This window comes from Streptomyces sp. NBC_00454 (genome assembly GCF_041434015.1).
In the GTDB taxonomy this organism is placed as follows: Bacteria; Actinomycetota; Actinomycetes; order Streptomycetales; family Streptomycetaceae; genus Streptomyces.
This window is the reverse complement of record NZ_CP107907.1, coordinates 546,025-572,457: the sequence shown is the minus strand read 5'-3', so window position 1 is coordinate 572,457 and position 26,433 is coordinate 546,025. Positions and strand designations below refer to the sequence as shown.

General features: G+C 69.8%; 20 protein-coding genes and 2 pseudogenes. 9 read left to right on the top strand and 13 right to left on the bottom strand.

Annotated features, from left to right (window positions below):
• Positions 1-88: 88 nt before the first annotated feature.
• Complete coding sequence (locus OHU74_RS02635; protein ID WP_371614365.1) at positions 89-2,575, top strand: GAF domain-containing SpoIIE family protein phosphatase; 2,487 nt, start codon at positions 89-91, stop codon at positions 2,573-2,575.
• Between the two features lie 157 nt (positions 2,576-2,732).
• Complete coding sequence (locus OHU74_RS02630; RefSeq protein WP_371614364.1) at positions 2,733-2,903, top strand: hypothetical protein; 171 nt, start codon at positions 2,733-2,735, stop codon at positions 2,901-2,903.
• A 267-nt stretch (positions 2,904-3,170) separates the two neighbouring features.
• On the opposite strand, the gene OHU74_RS02625 is transcribed toward OHU74_RS02630, so the two are convergent.
• The 5 genes from OHU74_RS02625 to OHU74_RS02605 all read right to left on the bottom strand — a co-directional run bounded on the left by OHU74_RS02625 (position 3,171) and on the right by OHU74_RS02605 (position 6,011).
• Complete coding sequence (locus OHU74_RS02625) at positions 3,171-3,557, bottom strand: hypothetical protein (RefSeq protein ID WP_371614363.1); 387 nt, start codon at positions 3,555-3,557, stop codon at positions 3,171-3,173.
• 560 nt (positions 3,558-4,117) lie between these two features.
• A complete protein-coding gene (locus OHU74_RS02620) occupies positions 4,118-4,303 on the bottom strand; it encodes a hypothetical protein (protein WP_371614362.1) in 186 nt (61 codons plus the stop codon).
• A gap of 403 nt (positions 4,304-4,706) precedes the next feature.
• Positions 4,707-5,129 (bottom strand): STAS domain-containing protein, encoded by a 423-nt coding sequence (locus OHU74_RS02615; RefSeq protein WP_371614361.1) that lies wholly within the window; start codon positions 5,127-5,129, stop codon positions 4,707-4,709.
• Between the two features lie 24 nt (positions 5,130-5,153).
• Positions 5,154-5,465: a helix-turn-helix transcriptional regulator gene (locus OHU74_RS02610; RefSeq protein WP_371614360.1), complete on the bottom strand. Its 312-nt coding sequence runs from the start codon at positions 5,463-5,465 to the stop codon at positions 5,154-5,156.
• Positions 5,466-5,822: 357 nt separating this feature from the next.
• A complete protein-coding gene (locus OHU74_RS02605; RefSeq protein WP_371614359.1) occupies positions 5,823-6,011 on the bottom strand; it encodes a DUF6381 family protein in 189 nt (62 codons plus the stop codon).
• Positions 6,012-6,683: 672 nt separating this feature from the next.
• Here OHU74_RS02605 and OHU74_RS02600 point away from each other — a divergent pair.
• Positions 6,684-6,995: a hypothetical protein gene (locus tag OHU74_RS02600; RefSeq protein WP_371614358.1), complete on the top strand. Its 312-nt coding sequence runs from the start codon at positions 6,684-6,686 to the stop codon at positions 6,993-6,995.
• A 383-nt stretch (positions 6,996-7,378) separates the two neighbouring features.
• Here OHU74_RS02600 and OHU74_RS02595 read toward each other — a convergent pair.
• Positions 7,379-7,987, bottom strand: a pseudogene (locus OHU74_RS02595) (glutamate-cysteine ligase family protein); the annotation flags it as partial.
• A 539-nt stretch (positions 7,988-8,526) separates the two neighbouring features.
• On the opposite strand from OHU74_RS02595, the pseudogene OHU74_RS02590 reads away from it, so the two are divergent.
• The 4 genes and pseudogenes from OHU74_RS02590 to OHU74_RS02575 form a co-directional block, all read left to right on the top strand.
• A pseudogene (locus OHU74_RS02590) lies at positions 8,527-8,652 on the top strand (universal stress protein); the annotation flags it as partial.
• A gap of 287 nt (positions 8,653-8,939) precedes the next feature.
• Entirely contained in the window at positions 8,940-10,214 is a 1,275-nt protein-coding gene (locus OHU74_RS02585; protein ID WP_371614357.1) for a ricin-type beta-trefoil lectin domain protein, read from the top strand.
• Positions 10,211-11,599, top strand: coding sequence for a ricin-type beta-trefoil lectin domain protein (locus OHU74_RS02580; protein ID WP_371614356.1), 1,389 nt, complete (start codon positions 10,211-10,213; stop codon positions 11,597-11,599). The genes OHU74_RS02585 and OHU74_RS02580 overlap by 4 nt, the downstream gene beginning before the upstream one ends.
• 147 nt (positions 11,600-11,746) lie before the next feature.
• Entirely contained in the window at positions 11,747-13,918 is a 2,172-nt protein-coding gene (locus tag OHU74_RS02575; protein WP_371614355.1) for an RICIN domain-containing protein, read from the top strand.
• A gap of 46 nt (positions 13,919-13,964) precedes the next feature.
• Here the strand turns inward: OHU74_RS02575 and OHU74_RS02570 are convergent, their stop codons facing one another.
• Together OHU74_RS02570 and OHU74_RS02565 are read right to left on the bottom strand one after the other, a co-directional pair.
• Positions 13,965-15,176 carry a M4 family metallopeptidase gene (locus tag OHU74_RS02570; protein WP_371614354.1) on the bottom strand — a complete coding sequence of 404 codons (1,212 nt, stop codon included), beginning with the start codon at positions 15,174-15,176 and terminating at the stop codon, positions 13,965-13,967.
• A 59-nt stretch (positions 15,177-15,235) separates the two neighbouring features.
• A complete protein-coding gene (locus tag OHU74_RS02565; protein ID WP_371614353.1) occupies positions 15,236-16,627 on the bottom strand; it encodes a hypothetical protein in 1,392 nt (463 codons plus the stop codon).
• Between the two features lie 151 nt (positions 16,628-16,778).
• Between OHU74_RS02565 and OHU74_RS02560 the strand changes: the two genes are divergently transcribed.
• Positions 16,779-16,985 (top strand): hypothetical protein, encoded by a 207-nt coding sequence (locus OHU74_RS02560; RefSeq protein WP_371614352.1) that lies wholly within the window; start codon positions 16,779-16,781, stop codon positions 16,983-16,985.
• A gap of 64 nt (positions 16,986-17,049) precedes the next feature.
• Here the strand turns inward: OHU74_RS02560 and OHU74_RS02555 are convergent, their stop codons facing one another.
• The 5 genes from OHU74_RS02555 to OHU74_RS02535 all read right to left on the bottom strand — a co-directional run bounded on the left by OHU74_RS02555 (position 17,050) and on the right by OHU74_RS02535 (position 25,357).
• Positions 17,050-18,123, bottom strand: a complete 1,074-nt coding sequence (locus OHU74_RS02555) for a serine protease (RefSeq protein WP_371614351.1) — start codon at positions 18,121-18,123, stop codon at positions 17,050-17,052.
• Positions 18,124-18,153: 30 nt separating this feature from the next.
• Positions 18,154-19,305 carry a trypsin-like peptidase domain-containing protein gene (locus OHU74_RS02550; RefSeq protein ID WP_371614350.1) on the bottom strand — a complete coding sequence of 384 codons (1,152 nt, stop codon included), beginning with the start codon at positions 19,303-19,305 and terminating at the stop codon, positions 18,154-18,156.
• A 6-nt stretch (positions 19,306-19,311) separates the two neighbouring features.
• Entirely contained in the window at positions 19,312-23,442 is a 4,131-nt protein-coding gene (locus OHU74_RS02545) for an AAA family ATPase (RefSeq protein WP_371614349.1), read from the bottom strand.
• A gap of 63 nt (positions 23,443-23,505) precedes the next feature.
• Complete coding sequence (locus OHU74_RS02540; protein WP_371614348.1) at positions 23,506-24,465, bottom strand: hypothetical protein; 960 nt, start codon at positions 24,463-24,465, stop codon at positions 23,506-23,508.
• Position 24,466: 1 nt separating this feature from the next.
• Entirely contained in the window at positions 24,467-25,357 is an 891-nt protein-coding gene (locus OHU74_RS02535; protein WP_371614347.1) for a DNA/RNA non-specific endonuclease, read from the bottom strand.
• Positions 25,358-25,539: 182 nt separating this feature from the next.
• Between OHU74_RS02535 and OHU74_RS02530 the strand changes: the two genes are divergently transcribed.
• Positions 25,540-26,394, top strand: coding sequence for a caspase family protein (locus OHU74_RS02530; protein ID WP_371614346.1), 855 nt, complete (start codon positions 25,540-25,542; stop codon positions 26,392-26,394).
• The last annotated feature ends 39 nt before the right edge of the window (positions 26,395-26,433 follow it).

Sequence of the window (26,433 nt, the reverse complement as noted above, 5' to 3'; positions counted from 1 at the left end):
GACCGGCAAGAGACACCATCCCCGGGTCGCTGGCCGGGGAGAGAACGGGCGCCGAGCAGAGGGGGTACGGGCGTGCCATGCTCGAGAGGTGAAGGGCGATGCCACACCTGTGGGTGAGGGCGCCGCACCCGAGGTGGTGGCGCTCGCCAAGGTGGTGGCCAGACTGCGGTCGGAGATCGTGGACCTGGAAGCCATCGCGGCGACCACGGCCGTGGTCGAGCGGGCCAAGGGCGTTCTGATGGCCCGGGCGGGAGCCTCCGCCGACGCCGCGTACGCGATGCTCCTCGACCACGCCACACAGCACGGCCGAACCCTGCTGGAGGAGTGCTGGATCACGCTCGGGCAGGTCCGCCCGCACCCACGGCCCGGGACCGTCCGGCTCTCGGAGCCCGCCACCACGGCTCCCCACACGCGCAAAGCCCCGGCCGACCCGCTGTTCAGCGCTCGACGGCATCTGGTCGGCCGCCACAGCGACGAGGCCGCACTGAGGGCACTCCTGGCCCGGCTCGCCGACGGCCTGGCTTCGGCGCACGGCGGTGACGACATCGCGGAGCTGCTGCTGACCGTGCTCGGCGCGGCCGCCGACGTGGACGCGGTGATGATCTATTCCTTGACCCCCACAGGGAGCCTGGAGCTGACCGGCCGCGCCGGAATCGAGGACGCGCTGGCCGAACAGTGGCACCACGTCCCACCACTCAGCGGCGTCGCCGCCCACGAGGCGATCGCCGCGCGCCGGGCCCTCTGGCTCGAGGACCTCGAGCAGGACGCCCGTCGCTACCTGCTCATCGGCGACCCGCCGGACCGGTGGCCCGCCCGTGCCTGGGTGCCCACCCCCGGGGACGGGCCCCCGAAGGCGGCCGTCGGGTTCCTGCGCACCCGGCCGGGCCCCTTCGCCGCCGACACCCGGGCGCTGCTGCGCCAGGCGGCCCAACTCTGCGCGGGTCCCCTCGGGACTCCGGAGCGGCCCGGCGGCGCCGAGGCCGCGGGGGCCGCGGGGGCGCGCGATGGCAGTGACGTGGCGCCCGTACAGCAGATCCTGAACACACTGGCCGGATCCACGATCCTGCTCACCCCGCTGCGCTCGGAGGCCGGAGAGGTCGAGGACTACCGCATCGACGCGGCGGCGCCCGAGTCGGTGGACGTGGCCGGGCGGCGTGGCAAGGAGCTCGTGGGCCGCCGAGTCCTGGAGACCTACCCGACCGTGGCGGGCACCGCGCTGTGGGAGGGATACCTGGCGACCCTGACGACGGGAACCCGCTACGAGGGGGAGCCGTTCACCTACGAGGAAGTGCTCGCCGGCGTCCCGCGGCAGTCCGTCTACTCGGTCCGCGCGTCCAGGCTGGGAGACCACCTCGTCGTGTCCTGGATCCGCCACGACACCAGCGAGCGCGAGGCGCGGCGGCTGGCCGACATGCAACGGCTGGGCAATCTCGGCTGGGCCGGCTGGGACCTGGTGACGGACACCGTCACCTGGTCCGACCAGGTCTACGCCGTCTTCGACCGCGACCCCCGTGAGGGGCCGATGTCGCTGGAGGAACTGCCGCGCCACGTCCTGCCCGAGGACCTTCCGGGACTGGGCGCCGCCGTTCGGCGGCTCCTGACCGAGGGGCGGGCCATCGACCAGCCGTTCCGGATCACCACCGCGCACGGCGTACGCCACCTGCGGATCGTCGCCGAGGTCCGGACGGACGCCGACGACAACCCGGTCGAGGTGCACGGGTTCTTCCAGGACGTCACGGCGCAGCGCGACGTCGAGATGGCCCTGCGCCAGAGCGAGCGCGCCGTCCTCCTCCAACGGGGCATGCTCCAGGCCGAACAGGCGCTCGCCGCACGCCTCCAGGAGACCTTGCTGCCGATCCCCGAGCAGTCCCTGGAACTGGCCGGCCTGTGCATCGATGTCGCCTACGTCCCCGCCGACAGCGGGGTCAACGTCGGCGGCGACTGGTACAGCGCCATCGAACTCCCCGACAAGAGCGCCCTGTTCGTCGTCGGAGACGTGGCCGGCCACGGACTGGCCGCCGTGGGCACCATGGCCCAGCTGCGGTTCACCACGAAGGGCATGACCGTCACCGGATCGCCCCTCCCCGACGTCCTGCACCGACTCAACACCCTGCTGCTCCACACGGCTTCGGACCCGTCGGCGACCGCCACAGCCACCGCCACCATGGTCATGGCCCGCTACGAGCCGTGGGGGCGCCGTCTGAACTGGGTGCGGGCCGGACACCTGCCCCCCTTGCTCATCCGCCGGGGCCGGGCGAGCTTCCTCGAACAGCCGCAGGGCACCCTCCTCGGCGCCACCTTCGACGCCTCCTACGAACAGGCCGTCATCGACCTCCTTCCGGACGACCGCCTGCTGTTCTACACCGACGGACTCGTGGAGGAACCGGGTGAGGACATCGAGGCCGGACTCGACCGGCTCGCCGAGGCCACCTTGCGCCTGCTCCGGGAGGGCGTCGGCGAGAACCTCGCCCGGACGCTCGCCGCGCTGTGTACGGGCAACCGCGACGACATCTGCGTCCTGGACATCCACGTCCCGGAAGCCGATTCCGGTCACCAGGCCGCAGGCGAACCGTAGAACTGCTCGAGGCCTCCGGCGGGACCGACGGCACATGACAGGACCCGGCCGGGTGACTACGGGCCCGGCCGGGTCCTGCGTGCGTGGGGCGTGACGGCTCAGCCTGTGTGGTCAGAGCTCTTCGTCGCGCATCTCGTCGTCGCCGCGCTCGCGTGTCATGTCCTGTTCGCGCAGCGAGGCGGAGCCGCTGCTCAGGACGCCCGATCTCGAAGGCGGCGGTGGATGGGGCTGGGGCCTGGTCCGCCGGCTCGGCACCGACGTGTACATCCGACACCGGCCGGGCGGAAAGACCATCCACACCGGTGTCCGCCTGTCGGTGTCCGGGTGACAGCAGGGAAACCAGGCCGAGACGGCTGCGTCGGCGCCCAGGGCCGCGGGCCAGGGCTTCGGCCAGGTGGCACGACCCGCCGGCCCGTGTTCCGTCGTGGTGGCCGCGTTCGAAGGAGCGCAGGCGGCTTCCAGCCGCGGGGTACGTCGTTCACCAGCAGCTCGGCGAAGGTGCGGAACCGCCCTGCCAGCCGGCGTACGTCCTCGTTCTGCGGCATCAGCTCGGGAGCGTCGGCGCGGAAGGCGCTACGCCGTCACGAGCGTGCCGTCAGGGTTCGAACAGTCGCGGTGTGCGGTGGGAGTGGCGGGCCGTCCTCCGTGCGGTGTTCTCGGCCGTGGGCAGGGGGGTTTCGTCCATGCGGTCCTGGAGTGCGTCCCGGTCCGCGGTGGCTCGGCGCGCCTCGGCGCGGGCATTGCGCAGTTGGTGGGTCCGGCGGTGCATCCGGGCCGCGCCGCTCGCGGTCAAGGCCAGGCTCAGGCAGAAGACCAGGCCCAGCAGGATCCCGGAAATGAAGATCGCCACGATGTTCATGGTGGCGATCTCATTGCCGAGCACCGTGACGGTGTAGTCCGGGCCGCCGGAGATGTTGTCGGCGATGAGCAGGCCTGTGAAGGTTCCGGTCGCCGCCAGAAGGAGAAGTCCCAGGATGAGCATGATCCTCACCCCTTCCGTATCGATGGCTCCGATGGGCGTGTACCCGGACGTGTCCAGCGCTAACGGAATTGACTCGTCCGTTAGGAGGCCGTCCGAGCCGCCAGAACGAGTCCGTACCCAGGGGCGCCGGCCCGGCCCGGCGAATGGTGCCGCCAGTCGGGTACGGCGGCGGCCGCGTGGGCGTGGGCGTGGGTGTGCGGGGCGCAGTGCGCCGACAGCTGGAGCCCGAAGCCCTCCGCGACGGCCGCGGCACGCAGCCGGCCAGGTTTCGGGGGATGCCCTGCTCCTGGGTCCAGCCGCGTAGTCGGCGTTCGGGCATTCCGGCGTCGTAGGTCGTGAATCCACCCGATCCGTAGACCGGCACCTCGCGGACCGCTCCGCCGAGCAGCCGTGACAGGGGAAGTCTCAGCAGCCGTGCCTTGAGGTCGCACGGGGCGATGCCGACGGCCGAGATCGCTTCCGAGACCAGACCCGGCCGCCCGGTGTTGCGTACGGCGCGGCGCGGCGCATCGTCTCGTCGGCGGCGCCCGTGTCCAGGGCGTCGCGGCCCCTGACGGGGATCAGGGTCGTGCGGCCCGGTCGCTGTCTCCGCGCATCCTGATCGACTCGGCGAAACCCGCATGGTCGACGTCGGACAACTGCTTCGGCGAGGTGGTGGAGTTGTCCGCCCACGGCCGCTCGAAGCGGTACGAGCCCAACGCGCGCACCCCGCAGCAGCACTTGGTGTGTTCCCGCTGCGGGCTCATCCGAGAGGTCTACCCGGCGGGCGACACCCTGGCAGCCGTGCCGGCCCAGGAGCGGTTCGGCTTCGCCGTGTCCGAGGCCGAGGTCACCTACCGCGGGCTCTGCCCTCCTGCCCTCCTGCCTCGCCGGTCCGCAGGGAACGGACTCACCCCCTGTGGGTGTGAACGCGCCGACGCTCTCGTGCTCGCACGCGTCGGGTGCGACGTTCGATCACGTGGGCCGTCCGGCGTGGTGCCACCGAGGTGGTGGAGCCGACTCGAACGCGCCATGAGGGCCACCTCCGCTTTCCGTTCCCCAGGGTTCCTGCCCCGCCCGCCGTTCCCCATGCGGGAGCCGCAATCGGGGAGGGCACGCTCCAGGCGGGTCGCGTCCCTTGGAGGGGAGGGATGGAACACGAGGGCGTCCTCAATCGCTGATGCCGGTCGTCTCCCTCGACCCGGCGGGGTCCTTCCCGTCGCGGATGGTGAAGACGCTGCGCGTGCCCGTGATCTCGAGCAGACGGGCGATGCAGTGGCTGAGAGCGGTCAGGACGAGGTTCTTGCCGGTGTCGGAGGCCATCCTGTCCAAGTCCAGCAGGAGATGCAGCCCGGAACTGTCGCAGAAGGTCACGCCCGACAGGTCGAGATCGAGACCGTGACGACTGGATGTCAGGGCCGGAGCGAGATCCTCGCGCAGGGCGCTCGCGTACTCCATGTCGATCTCTCCGGACACCCGGGCCAGCACGCGCAAGGGGTTCGGTTCGAAGACGACGGAGACTGCGGACGGCTCGGACACGGTGGTGCCGGGGTCGGCAGGAGTGGAGCTCGCGCCGTGGAGGTAGGCGGGCATGGCCTCTCTCCCTTCAAGGCCGTCTTACGTGTGTGGGTGCGGCTCGAGTTCAGCCAGCATGTTCAGCAGGTCGGTGATCTCGTGGTGTCCTTCGGCCGGGTGGCGGAACAGGGTGTTGGGGGTGACCCGGTAGTGGTTGCGTCGGCCGCGCCGGGTGCGGGTGAGGTATCCCGCGTTCTCCAGGTCGGTGACGATGGCCTGGGCGGCGCGTTCCGTGAGCCCGCAGGCGGCGGCCATGTCGCGCAGCCGCATCTCCGGATCGCGGGAGATCATCGCGAGGATCCGGGCGTGGTGGGTGACGAACGTCCAGTTCGTGCGCGGCTCCGTAGACTCCATGTCCCTAATCATACGATTTGGGATTCCGGTTTCGCCAGACCTGAATGAGGAGCCCGGTCTACTGGACCCCCGCCGTCGCGCCGACCCCCGGCCGTCCCCGCCCCACCTGCACGGCGCCGACTCGCAGCTGGGGTCGACGGTGGGGTTCGGCGACCAGGAGCCATCCGTCACTGAGGGTCTCGGGTCTCGGCGGCCGCATGCGCCCCCGGTGGCCTCGACGGCGCCCCGGACCGCCCGTTGCCCCGAGACTCCGGGAGCGCCGGAGCGGTCGGCGCCGCCTCCACGCCCCGTACGCCTGGAGCCTCTTTGTGGCGGCCGGGCAAGCCACGTCCCCGCGCCGCCGTTCCCGGGAGGGAGCTACATGGGGTCCATGGTTCCGCTGCCGGGGCCGTTCGTCTGTTCGCTCTTCTTCCGGATGTGAAGGGCCTTCTCGATGAGCCGCTGGCGCTCTGCCGGATCCGCCGCGCGCTGCGCCGCCTGCTCCAGTTCCTGGGCCTTGTCGCGCATCTGCCGCGTTCGCTGGCTCTGCTGGTTCTTGTCGACCATGGCTGATCCTCGGTTCGGTGAGTGCCGTACTCCAAGCCAATCAGCACCGGACCGCACCCGCCACCGTGGCCCCGGACCACGGTCGGACAGGTGGCCCAGCATGGTGACCGGCTGGTCCACGGTCTGGTGCGGCCGTGTATGCGTTCGGCGTCGCCGGGTAGCCGCCGTGCATGAACGGAGAGACGTACGCCGGCACGGGGCCGATGTGGACCCTGTGCAGGCAGGCACACCCCGAGCCGGTCTGACGGGAGAGACAGGAGAGACAGGAGAGAACGGTGAAAGAGAAGCGGACGCACGAGAGGCCGAAGCGGACGATCGGCTCCCAAGAGGCGGGGCGGAGCTGCTGGGACGACTTCGGAGCCGTACGCGGCCAAATGAACCGGCTGTTCCAGCATCCAGCGCACCGCGCCCCGCAGGGGGCGGACACCGGAGCCGCGCGCGAAGACCACGGTGCCTGAAGGTTCCCGCCGAGTGCGGTGGACGACATCGGCCGCGCACCACGAGTGGCTGCGCATCGCCTGGTCGGCATGAGCGCGGCGAACGCGGAAGGGCAGGGACGAGCAGGGACGAGCATCGATGAGCGTCGAAGAACGCCGGTGGTGATCATGGCCCGACCCGTGTGGGCGGGTGTGCTGAGCTTCGGTCTGGTCAGCGAAGAAGGCCGGCGGGGCCGTGGAGAAGGCGGAGCCCGCAGCCGAGTCCACGAACGTCGTCGACCTCGCGGAGGCGCTGCGCGCCAGCGTCGAGCGGGCCAAGGGCTCCAAGGGTTCCAGGGGCACCCCCGCGAAGCACGCAAAGCAGGCAAAGCACGTGAAGAAGCGCACCGGCGGACTGCCCGAGGCGGAGCAGCTGGAGGGCCTGACCAAGGCGGAGCTCTATGAGAAGGCTGCCGCGGCCGGGATCCCGGGACGCTCGAACATGGCACGCGACGAACTCCGCGAGGCGCTCACCAGCCCCGGCACCCGCTCACCTCGGGCGGCCTGAGCCGCGGCTGGTCATTGGCCGATCTTGCACGGGTTCGGTATGGATCGTCGAGGCGATACCTGACGGGTCCCCTCGGTCGGGGCCGTCATGCGCGCAGGGTTAGCCCCCTTCAGTCGGGGGGTTCGGGTATCGCGGGCTGTTCGCTGGGCGAGGGCTGCTCGGGAGCCGGACGGGGGGCGACGGGCTCGGGGGCGGGACTCGCCGGTTCGGGATCACGGGGTATCGGATCCGGGCTTTCGGGTGTGGGCCCGGGACCCTCGGGCCGGGGTTCGGTGGTCCGATTCATTGGCCTCACCTCGGAGTTCCTTCCCCGTGGGTCACCGCGGGGCCCGTGTCTGCGGGATCGCGTGCACCTGGCGCTTGCCCGGTCACGCACGCCTCAATCAGCGCCGGGTACGGCCGGCCCGGGATGGGCCGGGGGCGCTGGCCGCTTCGCGGAGCCGGGCCGGATGCGTGTCCGGGGCCGGGCCGGTGTCGGCGGACTCAGTGCGCAGGGTGGCGACGAGTCCGCGTACCAGGACGGCCAGGAGTACGACGGTGTCCAGGCGGGCGTTCACGTCGGCGACGCGGATCTCCAGCGTCGGTACGTACTCGGAGGGGCGGGCGTACCAGTAGATCATCCGCCGGTCCAGCGCTGTGCCGCTGCGCACGAGCGCGTCGGCGCAGCGTTCGTACGCGGCTTCGTCGAGGACCGGGGCGGGCCCCACGGTGGGCCAGCGGGCGTGTTCGACGGCGCGCCAGCTGGCGTAGCCGGAGTCCCTGCCCCGGTTGAAGGGGGAGTTGGCGGCGAGGGCTTGGAGTGTGGGCAGCCACGGGCGCATCCGGTTGGCGAGGTCCAGGGCCCGTGCCCGGCAGTCGACTCCGATGTGGATGTGGCATCCGCAGACCGCCTGGTCGTAGTCGCCGAGGATCGAGGCGAAGCGCGACTCCATCCTGCGGTAGCGCTCGTCGCGGGTGACCGTCAGGGGATGCCCGGCGGTACGACCGGGGTTCCGGCCGGAGCAGCAGGCATTCCTGGGCGGTCGCGGCGCGGATCACCTCGGCGCGCAACCGGGCCGGCTGGGATCTGAGTGCGGCGGGGCTCGTCGTGGGGCTGGTGCAGACCTCCACCTGGGCGGTGAAGAACTCCGGTTGCATCAGCGGGCCGAGCGTGCGCGTGGCGGCCTCTATGACGCGTGGTGCGCGGCCCACGGGGGTCCTGCTGCAGCGGTCGACGAGCAGGAACTCCTCCTCGACGCCCGTCGTCGGCACGCTGGCGACCCGCGCGGGGCCGTCCCTGCGCGAAGCGACGTCTGAACGGGCCGCGCCGTCACGCATGTCCGAGGAGAGTGTGGATATGCGACCACTCTCGTCACGAGCCGCAATCCGGCTGATCTGGGTGCGTTCTGTGCGGCTCTCGTGAGGGAGTTCGCCGAGAGCCGGCGTTGAAGGAGGAGAGCCACACGGTACGCACGTCTCGTCTCGTCGCGGCGACGGTGGATGCGGCGGCGGCCTACGAGCTGCCGATGGAACAGCACCTGGTCCTCGGCGGCGCGGAGGGTTCGCCAGTCTGCTGCTGGGCCCGGTCGGCCAGCAATGCGCTGCGCATGCCTCCTGCCCGGTCGTCATCGTTCGCGCGGACCCGACCGGCGACGGGGACACCATGGACCGTGGTTGAGCGGAAGGCGCCGGTTGCGGGAGGTGGAGGCCTTGACTGCGGGCTGCACCAGTCACCGTGCCGATGATGCGACTGCGTTCAGGAATGTGGTCCATACCAAGCTCTTGACAGGGTTTTCGTTCACTACTTAAATCACATTGTGATGAAAGGGCTCCCCAGGTCCGGCTTCTCACCCGCGTCCCTGTCGGCGCAGCAACCATTCCGGTTCGCGAGCGCTCCCATGCCGATGATTGTCATATGCATGCCACAGGACGACATATCCGCCATGCTCCCTGGAAGGGAGAGTCATGCACCCCCCACGCTTATCCCGACGCCTGCTGCTGTCTCTCGTCTCGGTCCTCACCCTTGCGTCCCTGTCCACCGGACTTGCACAGGGTTCGCCCGCGCCCACGGCGCAGCCACCCGCGACGGCGGCCGCAGCAGCAGCCGCCGTCACCTTCTCCGACGAGTTCGACGGACCGGCGGGCTCCGCAGTGGACGGCGGGAAGTGGCAGATCGAGACCGGCGACAACGTCAACAACCACGAGCGGCAGTACTACACAGCGGGCAACCGCAACGCCGCCCTCGACGGTCAGGGTCATCTGGTCATCACCGCTCGCCGTGAGAACCCCGGCAACTACCAGTGCTGGTACGGAAGGTGCGAGTACACCTCCGCCCGGCTGAACACGTCCGGTCGCTTCACCACGACGTACGGACGCGTCGAGGCCCGGATGAAGATTCCGCGCGGGCAGGGCATGTGGCCCGCGTTCTGGATGCTCGGAAATGACATCGGCCAGGTCGGCTGGCCCAGCTCCGGCGAGATCGACGTCATGGAGAACGTGGGCTTCGAACCGTCCACCGTCCACGGCACCCTCCACGGTCCCGGGTACTCCGGCTCCGGCGGCATCGGCGCCGGGTACAACCTGCCCGGCGGCCAGGCGTTCGCCGACGCCTTCCACACCTTCTCCGTCGACTGGAGCCCGAACGCGATCACCTGGTCCGTCGACGGCGCCGTGTACCAGCGCCGCACCCCCGCCGACCTCGGCGGCCGGCAGTGGGTCTTCGACAAGCCCTTCTTCCTGATCCTCAACCTCGCGGTCGGCGGCTATTGGCCCGGCGACCCCGACGGCAGCACGGCCTTCCCCCAGCAGCTCCTGGTCGACTACGTACGGGTCACCACCGACCCCACCCCACCGGCCGGCGCCGGCACCATCACCGGCCTGGGCGGCAAGTGCGTGGACGTGGCGGGGGCCAACACCGCGAACGGGACGGCCGTGCAGCTCTACGACTGCAACGGGACGGCGGCCCAGAGCTGGTCCGTGGGCTCCGACGGCACGGTACGGGCGCTGGGCAAGTGTCTGGACGTGGCGTCGGGCGGCACCGCCGACGGCACCCGGACGCAGCTGTGGGACTGCAATGGCTCGGGTGCACAGCAGTGGTCGGTGAGCGCGGCGCGCGACATCGTCAATCCGCAGGCCAACAAGTGCCTGGACGTCACGGGCAACACCCCGGCCAACGGCACCCGGTTGCAGATCTGGACCTGCACCGGAGCCGCCAACCAGAAATGGACGGTGAACCGATGACCGTACGACTCCTGCGCGTGCCCGCGGTGCGCGGCGTACTCGGCGCAGCGGCCACCGCGGTCCTCGTCGCCGGCCTGACCGGCAGCCCCGCGAGCGGCGCCGCGGCCGCCACCGGCACCATCACCGGCCTCGGCGGCAAGTGCGTGGACGTGGCCGGGGCCAACACCGCGAACGGGACGGCCGTGCAGCTCTACGACTGCAACGGGACCGCTGCGCAGCAGTGGAGTGTCGGCAGCGACGGCACGATACGCGCGCTCGGCAAATGCCTGGACGTGACATCGGGCGGAACCGCCGACGGCACCCGGATCCAGCTGTGGGACTGCAACGGCAGCGCCGCCCAGCAGTGGTCGACCCCGGCGGCCCGCGACATCGTCAACCCGCAGGCGGACAAGTGCCTGGACGCGACGGGCAACAGTTCGGCCAACGGCACCCGGCTGCAGATCTGGAGCTGCACCGGAGCCGCCAACCAGAAGTGGACGGCGCCGGACGGGGGCGGTACCCCGGTACCCGGACCGGGGGCCATGGCCGTGGCGCCGTACCTCTACAACGGCTGGGGGAGCCCGCCGAGCCCCACCACCGTGACGAACGCGACCGGCGTCAAGTGGTTCACGCTCGCGTTCGTCCTCAGCAACGGCTACTGCAATCCGCAGTGGGACGGCAGCCGGCCGCTGACCGGAGGCGTCGACCAGCAGACGGTCAACACCGTGCGGACGAACGGCGGCGACGTCATCCCTTCCTTCGGCGGCTGGAGCGGCAACAAGCTGGAAAGCTCCTGCGGCAGCGCGGGCGAGCTTGCCGCGGCGTACCAGAAGGTCATCAACGCGTACGGGCTGAAGGCCATCGACATCGACATCGAAGCGGCGGCGTACGACAGCCCGACCGTCCAGCAGCGCACGGTCGACGCGCTGAAGACCGTCAAGGTCAACAACCCCGGCATCAAGGTGTACGTCACCTTCGGCACGGGACAGAACGGCCCCGACAGCAGCCTGATCAGCAAGGCCGCCGCGTCCGGGCTGACCGTGGACAGCTGGACGATCATGCCGTTCGACTTCGGCGGAGCCGGCCAGAACATGGGCGGGCTCACCATCCGTGCGGCCGAGGGCCTCAAGAACGCGGTCAAGAACGCCTACGGGTACTCGGACGACCTTGCCTACCGCCACACCGGGATCTCCTCGATGAACGGCGTCACCGACAACGGCGAGACGGTGACCGTCGACGACTTCCGCACCATTCTCGGCTACGCCCAACAGCGTCACCTCGCGCGGCTGACCTTCTGGTCGGTCAATCGTGACCGGCCCTGCACCGGCGGCGGAGCCGACACCTGCTCGGGCGTTTCCCAGCAGCCTTGGGACTTCACCCGCGTCTTCGCCCAGTACAACGGCTGACCCCTCCCGTCACCGCCCACCCCCACCCCCCACTCATGCCGTACAGCCGGCACAGGAGAAAACGTGCTCAGCTCCCCGCGCACGCCCCGAGCGGTTCGCCATGCCCCAAGCCGGGCCCGCGTCAGACGGCCCTGGGTCGCGACCCTGGTGGTCGCTGCCTCGGCCGCTTCGGTCCTCACCGCCCTTCATCCCAGCCAGGCCGCCACCCCGAACGCCGTCGCGAAGGCGGCCGCCGAACTGCCCACGGGCTGGTCCACAGTCGTCAATGCCGGCAGCGGCAAATGCCTGGACGCGCGGTCGGCCGCGACCACGAACGGCACGGCGGTGCAGCAGTACTCCTGCAACAACAGCACCGCGCAGCAGTGGAGCTTCACGCCGACCAGCGACGGCTTCGTGCGGATCGGCAACCGCAACGCGAGCAACCAGGTCGTCGACGTGAGCGACACCTCCTCGGCCGACAATGCCGCCGTGCACCTCTGGGCGTACGGCGGCGGCAACAACCAGCAGTGGCAGGCCGTCGACGAGGGCGGCGGCGCGTACCACTTCGTCAGCCGCCACAGCGGCAAATGCCTGGACGTCCCGGCCGCCTCGACGGCCGACAGCGTCCAGCTGGTGCAGTACACCTGCAACGGGACGGCAGCCCAGCGCTTCCAGGTGGCGCCCGTGAACACCGCGCCCGGGGATGTCGACCTCGGCCCGAACGTGGTCGTCTTCGACCCGTCGATGCCTTCGTCCACCATCCAGAGCCGGCTGAACTCCATCTTCCAGCAGCAGGAGACCAACCAGTTCGGCTCCCAGCGCTACGCCGTGATGTTCAAGCCGGGTACGTACAGCAACGACGTCAACGTCGGCTTCTACACCCAGGTCCTCGGCCTCGGCCAGTCGCCCGACTCGGTGACGATCAACGGCGCCGTGCACGTGGAGGCGGACTGGTTCCCGCCGCAGAACGCCACCCAGAACTTCTGGCGCGGCGCAGAGAACCTCTCGGTGAACCCGACCGGAGGCACCGACCGGTGGGCGGTCTCGCAGGCATCCGGGTACCGGCGCATGCACGTCCGCGGCAACCTCGAGCTGAGCGACGGCGGCTGGGCCAGCGGCGGATTCATGGCCGACAGCAAGATCGACGGTCAGGTCCGGTCCGGCACCCAGCAGCAGTGGCTGACCCGCAACTCCCAGCTGGGCAGCTGGACGGGTTCCAACTGGAACATGGTGTTCGTCGGCAGCCAGGGCGTGCCGGGCAACACCTTCCCCAATCCGCCCTACACCACGGTGAACCAGACGCCGACGGTCCGGGAGAAGCCCTTCCTGTACGTGGACGGCGCGGGCGCGTACAAGGTGTTCGTACCGTCCCTGCGAACCGACTCCACGGCCACCAGCTGGGCCAACGGGAATGCAGCGGGCGGCTCGCTCGGCATGGACCAGTTCTACGTCGTCAAGGCCGGAGCAACGGCCGCACAGATCAATGCCGCGCTGGCCGAGGGCAAGAACCTGCTGGTCACCCCCGGTGTCTACCACCTCAACCAGACCCTGAAGGTGACCCGCCCCGACACCGTCGTCCTCGGTCTCGGCCTCGCCACTTTCATTCCTGACAACGGTGTCACGGCCATGACGGTCGCCGATGTCGACGGCGTGAAGGTCGCGGGTGTCCTCTTCGACGCCGGAACCACCAACTCGCAGACCCTGATGGAGATCGGCCCGGCCGGCGCTGCCGCGAACCACGCGGCGAACCCCACCTCCCTGCACGACGTCTACTTCCGGGTCGGTGGCGCCGCCGTCGGCAAGGCGACGACGAGCCTGGTCGTCAACAGCGACCAAGTCATCGGCGACCACATGTGGATCTGGCGCGGCGACCACGGCAGCGGCATCGGCTGGAACACCAATACGGCCGACACCGGACTCGTCGTCAACGGCGACGGGGTCACCATGTACGGCCTGTTCGTCGAGCACTACCAGAAGCACCAGACCATCTGGAACGGCAACGGCGGGCGGACGTACTTCTACCAGAACGAGATGCCGTACGACCCGCCGAACCAGGCCGCCTGGATGAACGGCTCCACCCAGGGCTACTCGGCGTACAAGGTCGCGAACTCGGTCACCAGCCACCAGGCCTACGGGCTCGGCAGCTACTGCTACTTCAACGTCGATCCGAGCGTGACCGCCGAGCATGCCATCGAGGCCCCCAACAACCCGAACGTGCGCTTCCAGAACATGGTGACCGTCTCGCTCGGCGGCACCGGGACCATCCGGCACGTCATCAACGACCGGGGCGGACCCTCCAACGCGTCCACCAACGTGGCCAACCTGGTGAATTACCCGTAGCCAGGAGCGGCCGGCGTTAAGTCCTGGTGGTCACCTGGTCACCTGGTCACCTGGTTGCCTTCAGTGCCTTCACGTCCTTGGTCAGCGCCGTCATCTTGGCGCTCAGTTCACCGATCTGCCTGGTCAGGGCTGCCAGGCCGTCCTGCCGGCCCACGCCACCGTTCTCGTTGGCCGCAAGGCTCCGTGCTCGGGCGACCCTGGTCCGGACGCCATTGACGGGGACTTCTACCTCCTGCCAGGCCGCCAGCACGGCGGACTGTTCGGCGCTGCCGACGCCGAACAGTTCCCCGGCCTTCTGAAGGGTGGTGTGGGCGAAATCCTGGAACTGGGCCGTGGCGCCGGAGGCTTTGAGTGATTCGAACCAGATGGACCCGGCAGCCTCCCACGCGAATCCGCCGATGCCCACGGCCGTCAGGTAGAACGCCTTGTTCGGAATGCCGGAGTTGAGGTGCACCCCGCCGCTGTCCCCTTCATCCGTGTCGGGCAGGTGGATGAACTTGCCCATGCGGTCGGGCTGGGGGTCCTTTCCGAACAGCGGGTTGTTGTAGGCGTGCCCCGGGGCCTTCATCGATCGCAGGGCGTCGGCATCGATTCCGGGGGTCCACACGTCGGCGCCGATCAGCCAGTCGGCCTCTTCGGCCGACTGCTTCAGCGACCACTGCTTGACCAGCGACCCGAAGACGTCCGAAATCGACTCGTTCAGGGCTCCGGACTGATTGTGGTACTCGAGTCCAGCGGTGTGCTCGGTGACTCCGTGCGTCAACTCGTGGGCGATCACATCGAGGGATCCGGTGAGGTTGCCGAGCACCTTTCCGTCCCCGTCGCCGAAGACCATCTGCCGTCCGTCCCAGAACGCGTTGTTGAACTTCACGCCGTAGTGAACGTACCCGTCCAGGCGCATCCCCCGGCCGTCGATCGAATCGCGCTGGAACACCTCGTTGTAGAAGTCGCGCGTCAGGCCGAGTCCGTCGAACGCCCGGTTGACGGGCTCGTCCACGGACTCCGGTCCGTCCTCCGGCCTGGCCAGGACAGCGGCCGGGAGGAAGCTTCCCTCCTCGACGTCGAAGACGGTGCGCCGGCCGTGACCGGGGGCCGCCGCGCCGGCGAAGGACGACCGGACCGCTCGCTCACCCCGCAGGCGAGCTGTGGTCAGCATGGTGTCCAAGGCGGCCTGGCGCACCTCGGCGTCTTCGCTCTCCAGGAGCTTCTTGAGAAGGTACGGGGGGATGATGCAGTTGAGTCGCGAGGTCCTGCTCATAGGACACCTCTTGTATAAGAAGACCAACGGTTGAGTATTCATCAACGCGAGGGTGGGCCCTACCCGCTTGAGCGGGCTTTCTCCAGGAGCTCCATGTAGGGCATCTCCACCGTGGAGCCACGCACCGGCGAGAGGCCGTACCGGCTTTTGGCCTCTTCGTTCGCCAAGGGGTTTACGGGATCGAACTCTATCTGTTCACCCGGCGGCGACACCTCCACAACAACGTGCGGCCGCTCACCACGGTCCACTCTGAACACCGTTATCTGCTGTCGACCCCGGGTCACGTTCAGGATTTCACTGCTGTTCTCGATGTCGGATCGATACCTGTAATCCGTACCGGGAGGATATCCTTTCTCCTTCTTGTGATCCTCGTCGAGCTTCTTGCAACAGGTGCCGGAACGTTCGTAAGCAGCGGGCATTTTCATTCTGTCTTTCCTGATCACGTACACTTCGGTCTGGGCCCTGATGGCTTCGAACTTGCGCTGCTCCGGATCCTTGACCTCGACGACCACGTCCTGTGCGATCTCCTCCCCTGGATTCAGTACGCTGCCCACCGGCGTGACGAAGGCGCCATGGTAGATCAATTCGAAGGCAGCGGTCTTGGCGTCGGATTTGCTGTTCGCGGGCCCGCCATCGATCCAGTACATGCTGTCGAGGATGTAGACGGGAACCTGGCCTTCGTTCTTCACGTACAGATGGACCGTCACATACATCTGTGCCGCTCCCTTTTGCAGGCTCGACTCCTTGAACTCCGCCCCGCTCTGTATCAGCGGGGTTCTCACATAGGGAAGATAGATCTGCGAATACGCCAGGTTGGCGCCGGCGAGAAGGGTGGAGATGATGACCCCGATCGCGATCGTCTTGGGATTGCGGAGCCCCTTCCAGGCCCGCAGCCTGACGAGTCCGACCAGGGCCACCGAAGACCAGACGCAGAGGGCGATCCCGACCAGGGTGTAGCCGGTGAAACGCTCGCCGATCTGCAGCAGGAGGAGGCAGATTCCGCAGAGGAGGGCGATGGCGACTCCGCCCAGAATGGCCACCCCCGAGTAGCGCCATCGCCGCCTGCCCCAGTAGTCGACCGCCGCCCCGGCGGCAGCCAGCTCCACCACGGCGGCAGCGAGGACGGTAACTCCTGCGATCCGTCCGCCGTAGGTCAAGGCATCGCCGCTGTCCGACATTCCGATGTGGAAGAGCGGACAGGCGGTCGCGAGGAAGCCGAAGACCATGAGCAGGCCGATGGTCAGGCGCCGGACGGCCCGGTCCGGCCAGACACCGCAGTCCCCGCCGAGCCATTGGATGTCGTGGTGCCCGACCGAAACACCGGCACGCTCCAGGATTCTCCGGAGCTCCCCGGCAGACCGGGCCTTTCCCGCGCGGTGGCCGTCGATCACGACCTTCCGCAAGCCGAGGTCGTCAGGCGCCCCTACGGTTACCTCGGGTGTGTTCGCCATAACATCAGCCTCCTCCCAGTCCGGGGAACGTGCCCCCGGAGCACGCGAGCACGTCCCTCCGAGCACACCGCCGCGTCAGGATGCGGCCAAGGCGGCGCAGGGCGAAGCTGGAGTTGACGTGTAGGTGTCGCTCGTCCCCAGAGGAGCTCCCATGCGTAGAAGCATTCTCGGATTCAGCGCCGCACTCGTGCTGGCCGTTTTCGGTGCCGCGGTTCCCGTCGCGTCGGCTGTCGTACCGGCCGTCACCGGACCGGCTTGCATCGCCGACAAGGTGGGGAAGGTGGAGTACGACTCCAGCACCGGCCTGTGGACCTGCATAGGCGGCGAGCACGACGGCGAACCCATCACCACGAGCTGAACGCGGCCGCGGGCATTGCCTCCGCCCGGGGCAAGTCCTGTGCGCGCTCAACTGCGGTGCCGCCCTACACCCAGTTGACTTCCGCCCGCTCCAGCAGCGGGTCGTCCGTCAGCTGGAAGAGCGGTACGGCGAAGTTGCCCGACCTGAACCGGCCGCCGAAGTGGAGGCCGAGCACCCGGTGGTCGGCCAGGTCGAAGACGGGGGAGCCGCTGTTGCCGCCGAGCGTGGAGCAGTCGTGCGTCATGGTGAACCCGGGCCCCTCCGGGACCAGCGCCGTCGCCGTGCCCGGCTGGAGCCGCTTCACGTTGTAGATGTCCATGAAGATGCGGCTCATGGCCTCCGGTTCGTTGCGCCGGCCGTCCGACGCCGGGTAGCCGACCACGTACACGGGCCGGCCTTCCAGGTCCGGCGGAGCATCGGCAGCGACCGGTAGCGGCGTCGGCAGCGGCCGGCCGCCACTCGCTGCCGGGGACACCCGGAGCAGTGCCATGTCGACGTCCTGGTGGATGCCGATGACCTCGGTGACTTTGAACTCGAACGATCCGTCGGTGGTGGGCGCGCCGAGTTCCTCGGCGGTGTCGATGCGCGCACCCATGCCCTGGCGGAAGGTGAACCCGCCCTCGCCGTCCGCACGGCTGAACTCGGCCGCGACATGCCGGTTGGTCATCACGGCGAACGGCGAGACCAGGAACCCCGTGCCCAGCCAGTCCAGTGACGCGTGGCCGGAGACCTCCACCCGGCCGACCCGCTCGATCGACGACCGGATGCCCGGCCGCTGCCCGTCCAGCAGGGCCCAGTCTCCCTGCTGCGAGGCGAAGTCCTGGCCCTGGACCAGGATCGCCGGGCGGCCTTCGAGCAGGACGATCGCTTCCACCCCGAAGTGCTCGTCCGCGTCCATGTCGCCCCTGCGGCCCGCCGCCAGCTTCTCCAGCCCGCGCACCCCTGCCTCCAGCACCCTGGCCCGCTCCTCCCGGGCGGCGCGGCCGATCTGCGCGGCCGCCTCCTCCTCCCGGGGAAGCTCCTCGGCGGACTCGAGGATCTCGGCGTTCAGCCCCTTGCGTACGCGTGCGGCCACCTCCAGCAGATCCTCTCGGAAGACCTGTTCGGGCCCGGTCGCCACCGGTGATCCACCGCGCATCTCACACCTCCTGTGCTCGTGCCCGTCGCGTCAGTGCGACTGGGCCGCAGCGATCTCGTCGTGGATCTGCGGGTTGTGCTCCCGCAAGTGCCGCATGATGGCACTCAGTTGAGTGCCGACGTTCACGAAGGCCGTGCTCTTGCCCTGGAAGCTGACGTCCGACACGCGCCGCGTGCCGCGGTGCAGGGCCACCACCGTCCAGTCGTCGGTCAGCACGGGCGAGCCGGAGGAACCGCCCCGGGTGTCGGTGAAGTAGCGCACGTCCATGTCGTCCGCCTCGAAGGCGAGGTTGTTGCGCAGCGCGATCCGCTTCGGCTCCCCACCCGGGTGCTGAATGATGTTGAGTGCCACCGGCGCGTCCTTGGCCACCGCCAGCGGCTCGGTGGCGACGTGGAGGAAGGGGCGGGGTTGGGCGTCGGTCAGGCGGAGCGGTGCGCCGGTCAGGCGCAGCACGGCGTAGTCGAGCTCCTCGTCCCAGGCCACGAGTTCGCTCGCCTGCACCTCCTCGACGTCCGTGTCGTCCTCGCTCAGGTAGTCGAACCGGGAGCGTGATCCCTGGGCCTGGAGCCGGAGGTCCGCCGGGTCCGCCACCTGCTGCTGGCCGTCGGTGCGCTTGCGGGCGTTGACCACGTGGTGGTTGGTGACGAGGAGGTCGGGGGCGATGAGCCAGCCCGTGCCGCTGTGGGGCAGCGCCAACGGCTGGAGCAGGGCGCCCCCCTGGTACGGCAGCACCTTGATGCGGGCGACCGAGTCGCCCGCCAGTGCTCCGCCGCTCAGGAAGCCGAAGGGCACCGTGTCGTCCCGGAAGACGATCTCTTCCTTGGTCTCCCCGGTGGGGACGTCGGGTGCCACGTCGGGCTCGCCGGCCGCGTCGCGCGCCACCCGGTCCTGTGCCTTGAGGATCACGTCGCGAGCGGCGGCGTCGGTCAGTTGGTCGGAGGCGTTGCGGAGCCAGACGGCCAGCGGAACGGTGCCGTCGATCAGCCGCTCCACCCGGTTCATCTCGTTGAGGTCCGACTGGACCTGTTGGCCGGGCGCCGCGAGGATCGGCAGCGAGCCGCGGTACTTGGGGAGGATCCCCGCGAACAGCAGGCTCCGCAGTGCCGGGTCCGACAGCCCTGCCTCCACCGCCGTGTCCCGCAGCTGCACGACGTCGTCGTGGGAGAGATACGTGTCGCTCATGGTCGATCAGGCCGCTAGGTGGCCGTTCCCTTCGGCTGGGCTCTCCGCTGAGGGGTCCGCCTCGCCCGGCTCCGAGGCGACCGGCCCCGTGCCCGTGCGTACCGCCGGGCCGGCGGCGCCGGCGCCCATCGCCGCCGCGACGCCCGAGGCGAGCTCGCCGCTCCGGTCGTCGAGGGACAGGAGGCCGCTGGCGAGCCGGTCGAGCGTGCCGAGTCGGCGCGCCTCGCGCAGCATGCCCGGCACCTCCTGGTGGGTGACCCCGGTCGCGGACCGAAGGACGGCAGCCGAACGGTCGGGCGAGCCGGCGGAGTCCTCCAGAAGGCGGAGCAGCGAGGCCCGCAGCTCGGGCCGATCGGCCACCACCCGGGCGATCGCCTGGCCGAGTACGTCCAGGACCCCGTCCTCGGTCTCGGGCAGACCCACGACGTCGAGGGCGTGCTCCAGGATCCGCGGGTGGTCGCGCGAGACCTCGGCGACCGCGGCACGCACCAGGGCGGGCTGCCGGACGAGCTCCGCGTCGGGCAGCCGCCGCAGTCGCTCGGCGAGCCTGCTCCCGGCCTCCTGACCGTGTTCCTCGGTGCGGGACGCCAGCTGCGCACGGGTCAGCAGGGCGCCCAGCGCCTCGAAGTCCTTGCCCAGGCCCGTGGCGACCTCCTCTGCCTCGGCGAGGTCGTCGTCCGCCTCGGCGAGGTCGCCGTCCGCCTCGGCCAGCCGGGCCGAGACGAGCAGCAGCTCCAGCTGCAGTGCGGGGAAGCCGTCCGCATCGGCGCGCTCCACGGCCGCGTCGGCGGCCGCCCGGGCTTCCGTACGACGGCCCAGCCGGTCCAGGATCTCGACCCACAGCGGGTGCAAGGGGCTGCCCGAGGTCCACGGGCGCCGCCCCTCGATCCGGGCGGCGGCCGCTTCGGTGTACCCCTGCGACAGCAGGTCCTCGACCTCGCGGGCGGCGATGCGCTCCCAGTCCTCCTGGTCCGCCTCCGCCATCACCTCGTCCGGGGTGTGGCCGCCGAAGCGCCCGGCGAGGTACGCGGCGGACCGCCCCGCCATGTCCTCGTCGGCCCCGACCAGGAACCGCTCGACACCGGGCAGCCAGCGCGACTCCACATCGCGCGGGTTCTCGTTCAACCGCAGCCGGTGGTAGATCTCCTCGGCCCGCGGCTCCAGGCCTTCGAGTGCCGCGTAGTACCCGACGGCGCGCTGCCCGACCGCCCGCATCACGTCCGCACGGGCGCGGTCGGCCAGCCGCAGCATGATGGCCCGCAGATCGGCCCGGTGGCGTACGGTCCCGGGGCCGGCGGATTCCACCTGGTCGAGCCGGGAGAACAGCTCGAAGAGGCGCTCCGCCTCCAAGTCGGAGTCCACCGTCAGTCCGCACGGACCGGCGAGGACTTCCCGGACCAGTCCGGGGGTGATGGTCCGCAGTGCCATTCCGGCCTGCGCCAGAGCGCGGACGTCCGGGTCCCCGATGCGCCTCAGGATCCGCTCGTAGAGGGTCCCCTGGATGAGCATCTGGTCGACCTTGCGGTAGAAGTGGCGGCGCCGCCGGGGCAGGCTGTCGATCAGTTCGTTCAGCGATTCGGCCCGGTCGCCCTCCTGCTCGGCTGCCCGCGCCGCCAGCTTCAGGCTCAGGGGATTCCCGCCCACGCGGTCGGCCAGCTCCTGGGCAAGCCGTTCGTCGGTCACCCCGGAGGAGACCAGGAGGGCCACGGAGGCCTCCGGGCCGAGGTCGGTCAGCTCGATGGTCAGGGGCTCCACCACTCGGGCCGGATGCTTCTTCAGCAGCCGCCCCGCGACGACGGTCCGCAGCCGGGGGTGCACCTTCTGGAGCGCCGACCAGAGACCCCACATGCGGCCGAGCTCCGGGGAGCCGCTGTACTGGGCCTCCTCGAAGGAGTCGATCACGAGAACCAGGGGTGGCTGATCCTCCGCGGGCACTCCCACTGCCTGGACGACGAGTGTCGCGAGCTGCGCCGCCAGCATGCCCTCGCGCGCCGAGGCCAGGGCGTGCACCCCCGACTGGGAGAGCCGCGCCATCGTGGCCCTGGTGGTGGCGAGCTCGTAGAGCTCGTCGACCGTGCCCTCTTCGGCGCGGTGGAGGCCGACGGTCTCCTCGCACGCATGCGCCAGGGCGTCGAAATCGGGGCGGTGCTCGGGGTACTGGACGCTGAGCTGCCGGGCCATCTCCGCGATCAGGGTGGCCGGTTCGTGGGCCGAGAGGGTGGGCCTGGCGAAGTCGACGTACGCGAAGGGGAACGTGGTGGGGAAGTCGCGCAGGCTGTCCCGGAGGAACGTCGCGAGCAGGGTGCTCTTGCCGACGCCGCCCAGCCCGTGGACCAGCACCGGCCGCTTCGTGCCGGTGCCGACCGCCCGGGTGAACTCGTCCTGGAGCGCCGTGGGCAGTCCGATGTAGGCGCGCAGTCGGGCGAGTTCCTCGGCGCGCCCCTGGAAGGAGCTGCATGCGAGGCGTTCGAGTGGCTGCATCAGCCGCGCCCGGTCGAGCAGTCGCTGGATCTCCGCGCTCTCGGGGATGCCGGTGATGCCGGGGATCTGCGCGAGCCACAACACCGCCTGCAGCGTGTGCGGCAGCTCGTCCAGCTTCTGGTGGGCGAGGTCCGGGGGCGCGCCGTCGAGGTAGGCCAGCGCCGTGCGTTCCGGGCCCGGACCGGGCGGGATCTGCTCCAGGTTGGCCAGCAGGGCGCGGCGGGCCCCTTCCGGACCGGCGAAGCCGCCCAGCGCCGTGTCGCGGACCTCCGACTTGAGTACCCAGGTGAAGGTGTTGCGCGCGCCTACGGCCCGGCAATCGGGCAGCAGCTCTACCGCGGCCCCTGCGGACGGCTCCTCCTCGCCGGGCAGCTTCAGCCGCGCGGGGTCGAAGCGGCTCATCAGGGAAGCCGCTTCCCGGTAGGCCTTGCGCAGGTCCGACACGTCTGCGGGACCGGGGGCGGTCGCCGCAATCAGACGCTCGCTCAGGTGCGCGCCGAAGTCCTCGCCGGGGGTGAGCGCGCCGTAGAGGCGGACCGATGCCGCTGCCGCCGAGCAGATCTTGCGCATGTAGCTGTCCGGGCCGCCGGCCTCACAGGCCTGCAGAACGGCGGGGACGGCCGTTTCCACGAGGTCGGAGATCCGCTGGACGTCCGGGGGAGTCGAAGGCGAAGTCTCGGTGAAGAACTGCCGGAAGAACTCGCGCAGATCCTCCGGGCCGAACATCCGGGCGGTGTCCCTGACCTCGTTCCTGCGTATCTCGTACGGGAGCTGGCGCATCGTCGGCGAGTACCCGAGCAGCACCAGCCGGGGCGGTACGTCCGGCGGCGTCGGCCTCTGATTGTGGATGGTCAGGGCCAGCTTGCCGATGCAGTCCCAGACGTCGGAATTGACGTCGAGCTTGTCGCAGTCGTCCAGCACCAGCCAGTACTGCCCGGCCGCGGTGGTGGCCTGGCTGACGGCGCGGTGCACCGCCGCGTCGATCTCGGGTAGTGGATCGTTCAATTGTGTCGGATTCAATGGGGAGAGGGGTGCGGGGGCCGTGTCCGAGAGCGTCGCCGGGACCGGGTCCGCGACACACTCGGTGAGCCGCTGGACCACCTGCTCGGCGGTCGACGTCCGGTTCAACGTCACCCGCACCGGGCGGAAATTGCAGTGCTCGCCTATGTGCCGGATCAGCTTGTAGCTGTAGGAGCGCCCGCTGTCCGGCTCTCCGTCCACCACCAGAACGGTCTTGTCGGGATTCTCGAGGAATTCGCGGATCCGCCTCCGGAAATCCACCCGGTCGATGAAGACCTCGGCGCCGTTGCCGAGCACGCTGCTGAGGAAGAAGTCCTGGGGTGAAATGTGCAGCCGTACGGCCTCCTCCAGCTCGCTCTGGAGGCGCTCGGCCTCTTTTCCGGCCGGGAGGGAGGTGAGCGTGTCCATCTGCGTGAGCGTGCTGAGGAGCAGGAGTTGCATTTCGATGCCACTGTTCCGCACTGCCTCGACCAGGGCGACCGAATTATCGCTGCTCACGTAATTCAGCGGGATTCTGCTCACGAACTCGGGTGAGAACCCGAACTGGATCAGCTTGGGTCGGGGTTCGCCGGAAACGAAGAAGTGGTCCCGCACCAGTTCGGTGACGAGTCCCCATTCGGTGTCTTTGGGAGACATACCGCACCTGCACATCCGCCGTAGCGGCGTGGAAAGACGGACTGCCTGATGCTTCCCATGGTTTCACCCGGCCCGGTCACTCGCAACGCGGCCGAACAGCGCGCGTAGTTCCTGCTGGACGGGCGGACTGCTCAGGTACTGGGCGATGCCGTGGTGGTTGCCGCTGTCATTCCTGACCAGATGGTCGGTGACGAGGTCGGGCGGACCGTACTCGGGCCGCAGCCAGTGGTCGAGCGCCACCAGGTCCCGTAGGTCCGAGACGTTGGACCAGGCCGCCACACCTGCCGGAACCGCCGGCCGGAGCGCGAGCCGGTCCTGGATCTCGGTGATGCCGAGAGGACATCCCGCGGTGACGAACAGGGTGACGTCCCGTCGCTCCTCGCGGAGCACCTCGTAGGCGATGACCGAACCGAGGCTGTGCCCCAGCACGACGAGCGGCCCGTCGCGCAGGTCGGCCAGCTCGCCGCGGACGATCTCTCGCATCGCCTCGCCGACCCCGCCGAAGAGGTACGCGTACACGTCCTCGAAGGTGAGCTTCACGAGCAGCTCGAAGACGGGCGAGCGCAGGAAGACGGGGAGCGGCAGCGCCTCGGCCAGGTCCGAGGAGGTCGGTGCGGTCGCCGCGTCCTCGGCCCGGCCGAGGGTCTCCGCCGAGTACGTCATCTTCGCCAGCCAGTTCGCCAGTCCCTCCTCCCCGGCCTGCGCGCACCGTCTCCCGGGCGCCGGACCTGCCGCCGGACCTGCCGTCCGGCGCGCCTCGCGGAGCGTGTGCTCGATGAACTCCTCCGGGGTCCGTGGCACCCCCGCGTCCGGGAGTTCCCGCAGGGGTGGCGGGCCGCCGGACAGCGGGTCCGGCTCGTGGTCGGGCAGGGGGGTGCCGTACCGGACCGGCGCCCAGTAGGCCATCCGCGACGCCGCGCCCATGTCCGTGCCGAACAGCGCCTCGTCCCACTGGGCCTTGAGCAGCTCCTTGCGGACCTTGTTGCCGTTGCCGTGGACGTAGACGACGGTGGCGTCGTCCATGTCAGCCGCCCAGGACCATGTCCTCGTAGCTCTGCAGAGGTTTCCACCGCTCCGCGGGTGCGCGGGTGACGGGCATGAGGTCGGCGGCCGGCAGCGGCCCGAGGTCGAGGCCGGTGAGCTCGACGATGTCGGTGACCGGCACCTGGAACGTGCGGAACGGGCCGAGCGGCGGCGGATCGCCGGGCGTGGCGCCCGCCATCGCCCGCTCGCGGTCCCGGCTGAGGTCCGGGCTCTGGTCGAGGACGTACCCGGTCGAGGCCAATTGGCCGTTCTGGACGAAGGCGGCCACCTTCCAGAAGCGCAGCGGCACCTGGATGCCCCGGTAGGGCGGATCGGAGTCGTGCAGGACGGGACCGGTGAAGACGGACAGCTTGCGGTCGAACTGGGACGCGTGGTCGAGCAGATAGTTCTCCAGCCCCTGCCACAGCTCCTTGCCCTGGTTGAAGATGTCCTGCTGCGGGGCCGCGTTGGTGAAGTGGAAGGTGTCCAGGTTCGCGCGGTCGGCCTCGGCCGCGGCACCCCAGACCGGGTCCAGACGGCGGACCAGGTGCCCCCGGTCCAGGGAGTTGTCGCGGTAGATGTCGTTGCCGGCCTGCTGGGCCTCGGGTACGCGGGGGTCGAACCCCCAGTTGTCGTCGCGGGGTACGTCCTCCAGGAGCTGCACGCCGTCGATGCAGACGGCGGTGGAGGCGGCCAGCCTGCGGTCTGGGCGCAGGACGACGGTGAAGTGGGTGTAGGGGAGGACCACGGTCTCGATCCCGGCGGCGGCCGGGAGAGGGAGCGGGACGACGGTACCGAGGAAGGACTCGTCGTAGCCGGTGCGATCGGCGAAGGAGCCCTGCCGTGCCTCGGCGCCCGAAGCCCGGTCCGGCGGCGTGCTAATTGCGTTCATAAGATAGCAATACCGCGCATAAGTGATCATTTGCGGTGTGATGCGACGGGCCACCCGAACAGCGGCCCCCCGCCGGTCCCCCTCGACAGGCCCGATCGGGCGGCGTCCCCGACGCCCCGGTTCAGGCGGCGGCCGCCGCGGAACCCATGCTGTCGACCCCCCCAACGCCCCGAGGAGTACCCGTGCCCACTGGCCTGTCCATCCACGTCGGTCTGAACAAGGTCGATCCCGCCGCATACGACGGCTGGGACGGATCCCTCCTGGCCTGCGAGAACGATGCCCGTGACATGGCGGCGCTGGCCCGCGCCGGCGGGTTCGGCGACACCGTGATCCTGACCGGCGAGGGCACGGTGGAGAACATCACCGGGGAACTGCGCAAGGCGGCCGGACGGCTCAAGAGCGGGGACATCCTGCTCTTCACCTACTCGGGCCACGGCGGCCAGATGGCGAACGTCGTGGGATCGGACGACGAGCCCGACCGGCTGGACGAGACGCTGGTGTTCTTCGACCGCCAATTCCTCGATGACGAGCTGTACCGCGAGTTCGGGCGGTTCGAGGAGGGGGTCAGGATCTTCGCCCTGCTGGACTCCTGTCACAGCGGAAGCGCCATCGAGTCCATCCAGGGAATGCTCACCCCGGAGGCGCTGGAGTCCCACTTCCAGACCCGTGACCCGGGCCAGGTGGAGGCGGCGTCCCGGCTGATGCCGGTGTACGCGCAAGAACAGATCTTCGCCCGGGACCGGGTGTTCTACGAGGGTCTCCAGCGCGAACTCAAGGACGGCGACAGCGGCCGCCCGGCGCCCGGCGCCGTGCTCATCGCCGCCTGCCAGGACAACCAGGTGGCGTCCGACGGAGACGTCAACGGACTGTTCACCGCGAACCTTCTCAAGGTGTGGGGGAAGGGCGCCTTCGAGGGCGACTACCGCACCTTCCACCGCGACATCCAAAAGCGCATGCCCGCCATCCAGAGCCCGAACTTCTACACGACGGGCAGCCCGGCGGACGGCTTCCTCAAGCAGAAGCCGTTCACCGTCTGACACGGCTGCCTGCGGCCGCCCCGGTCTCGTCGGCAGAGG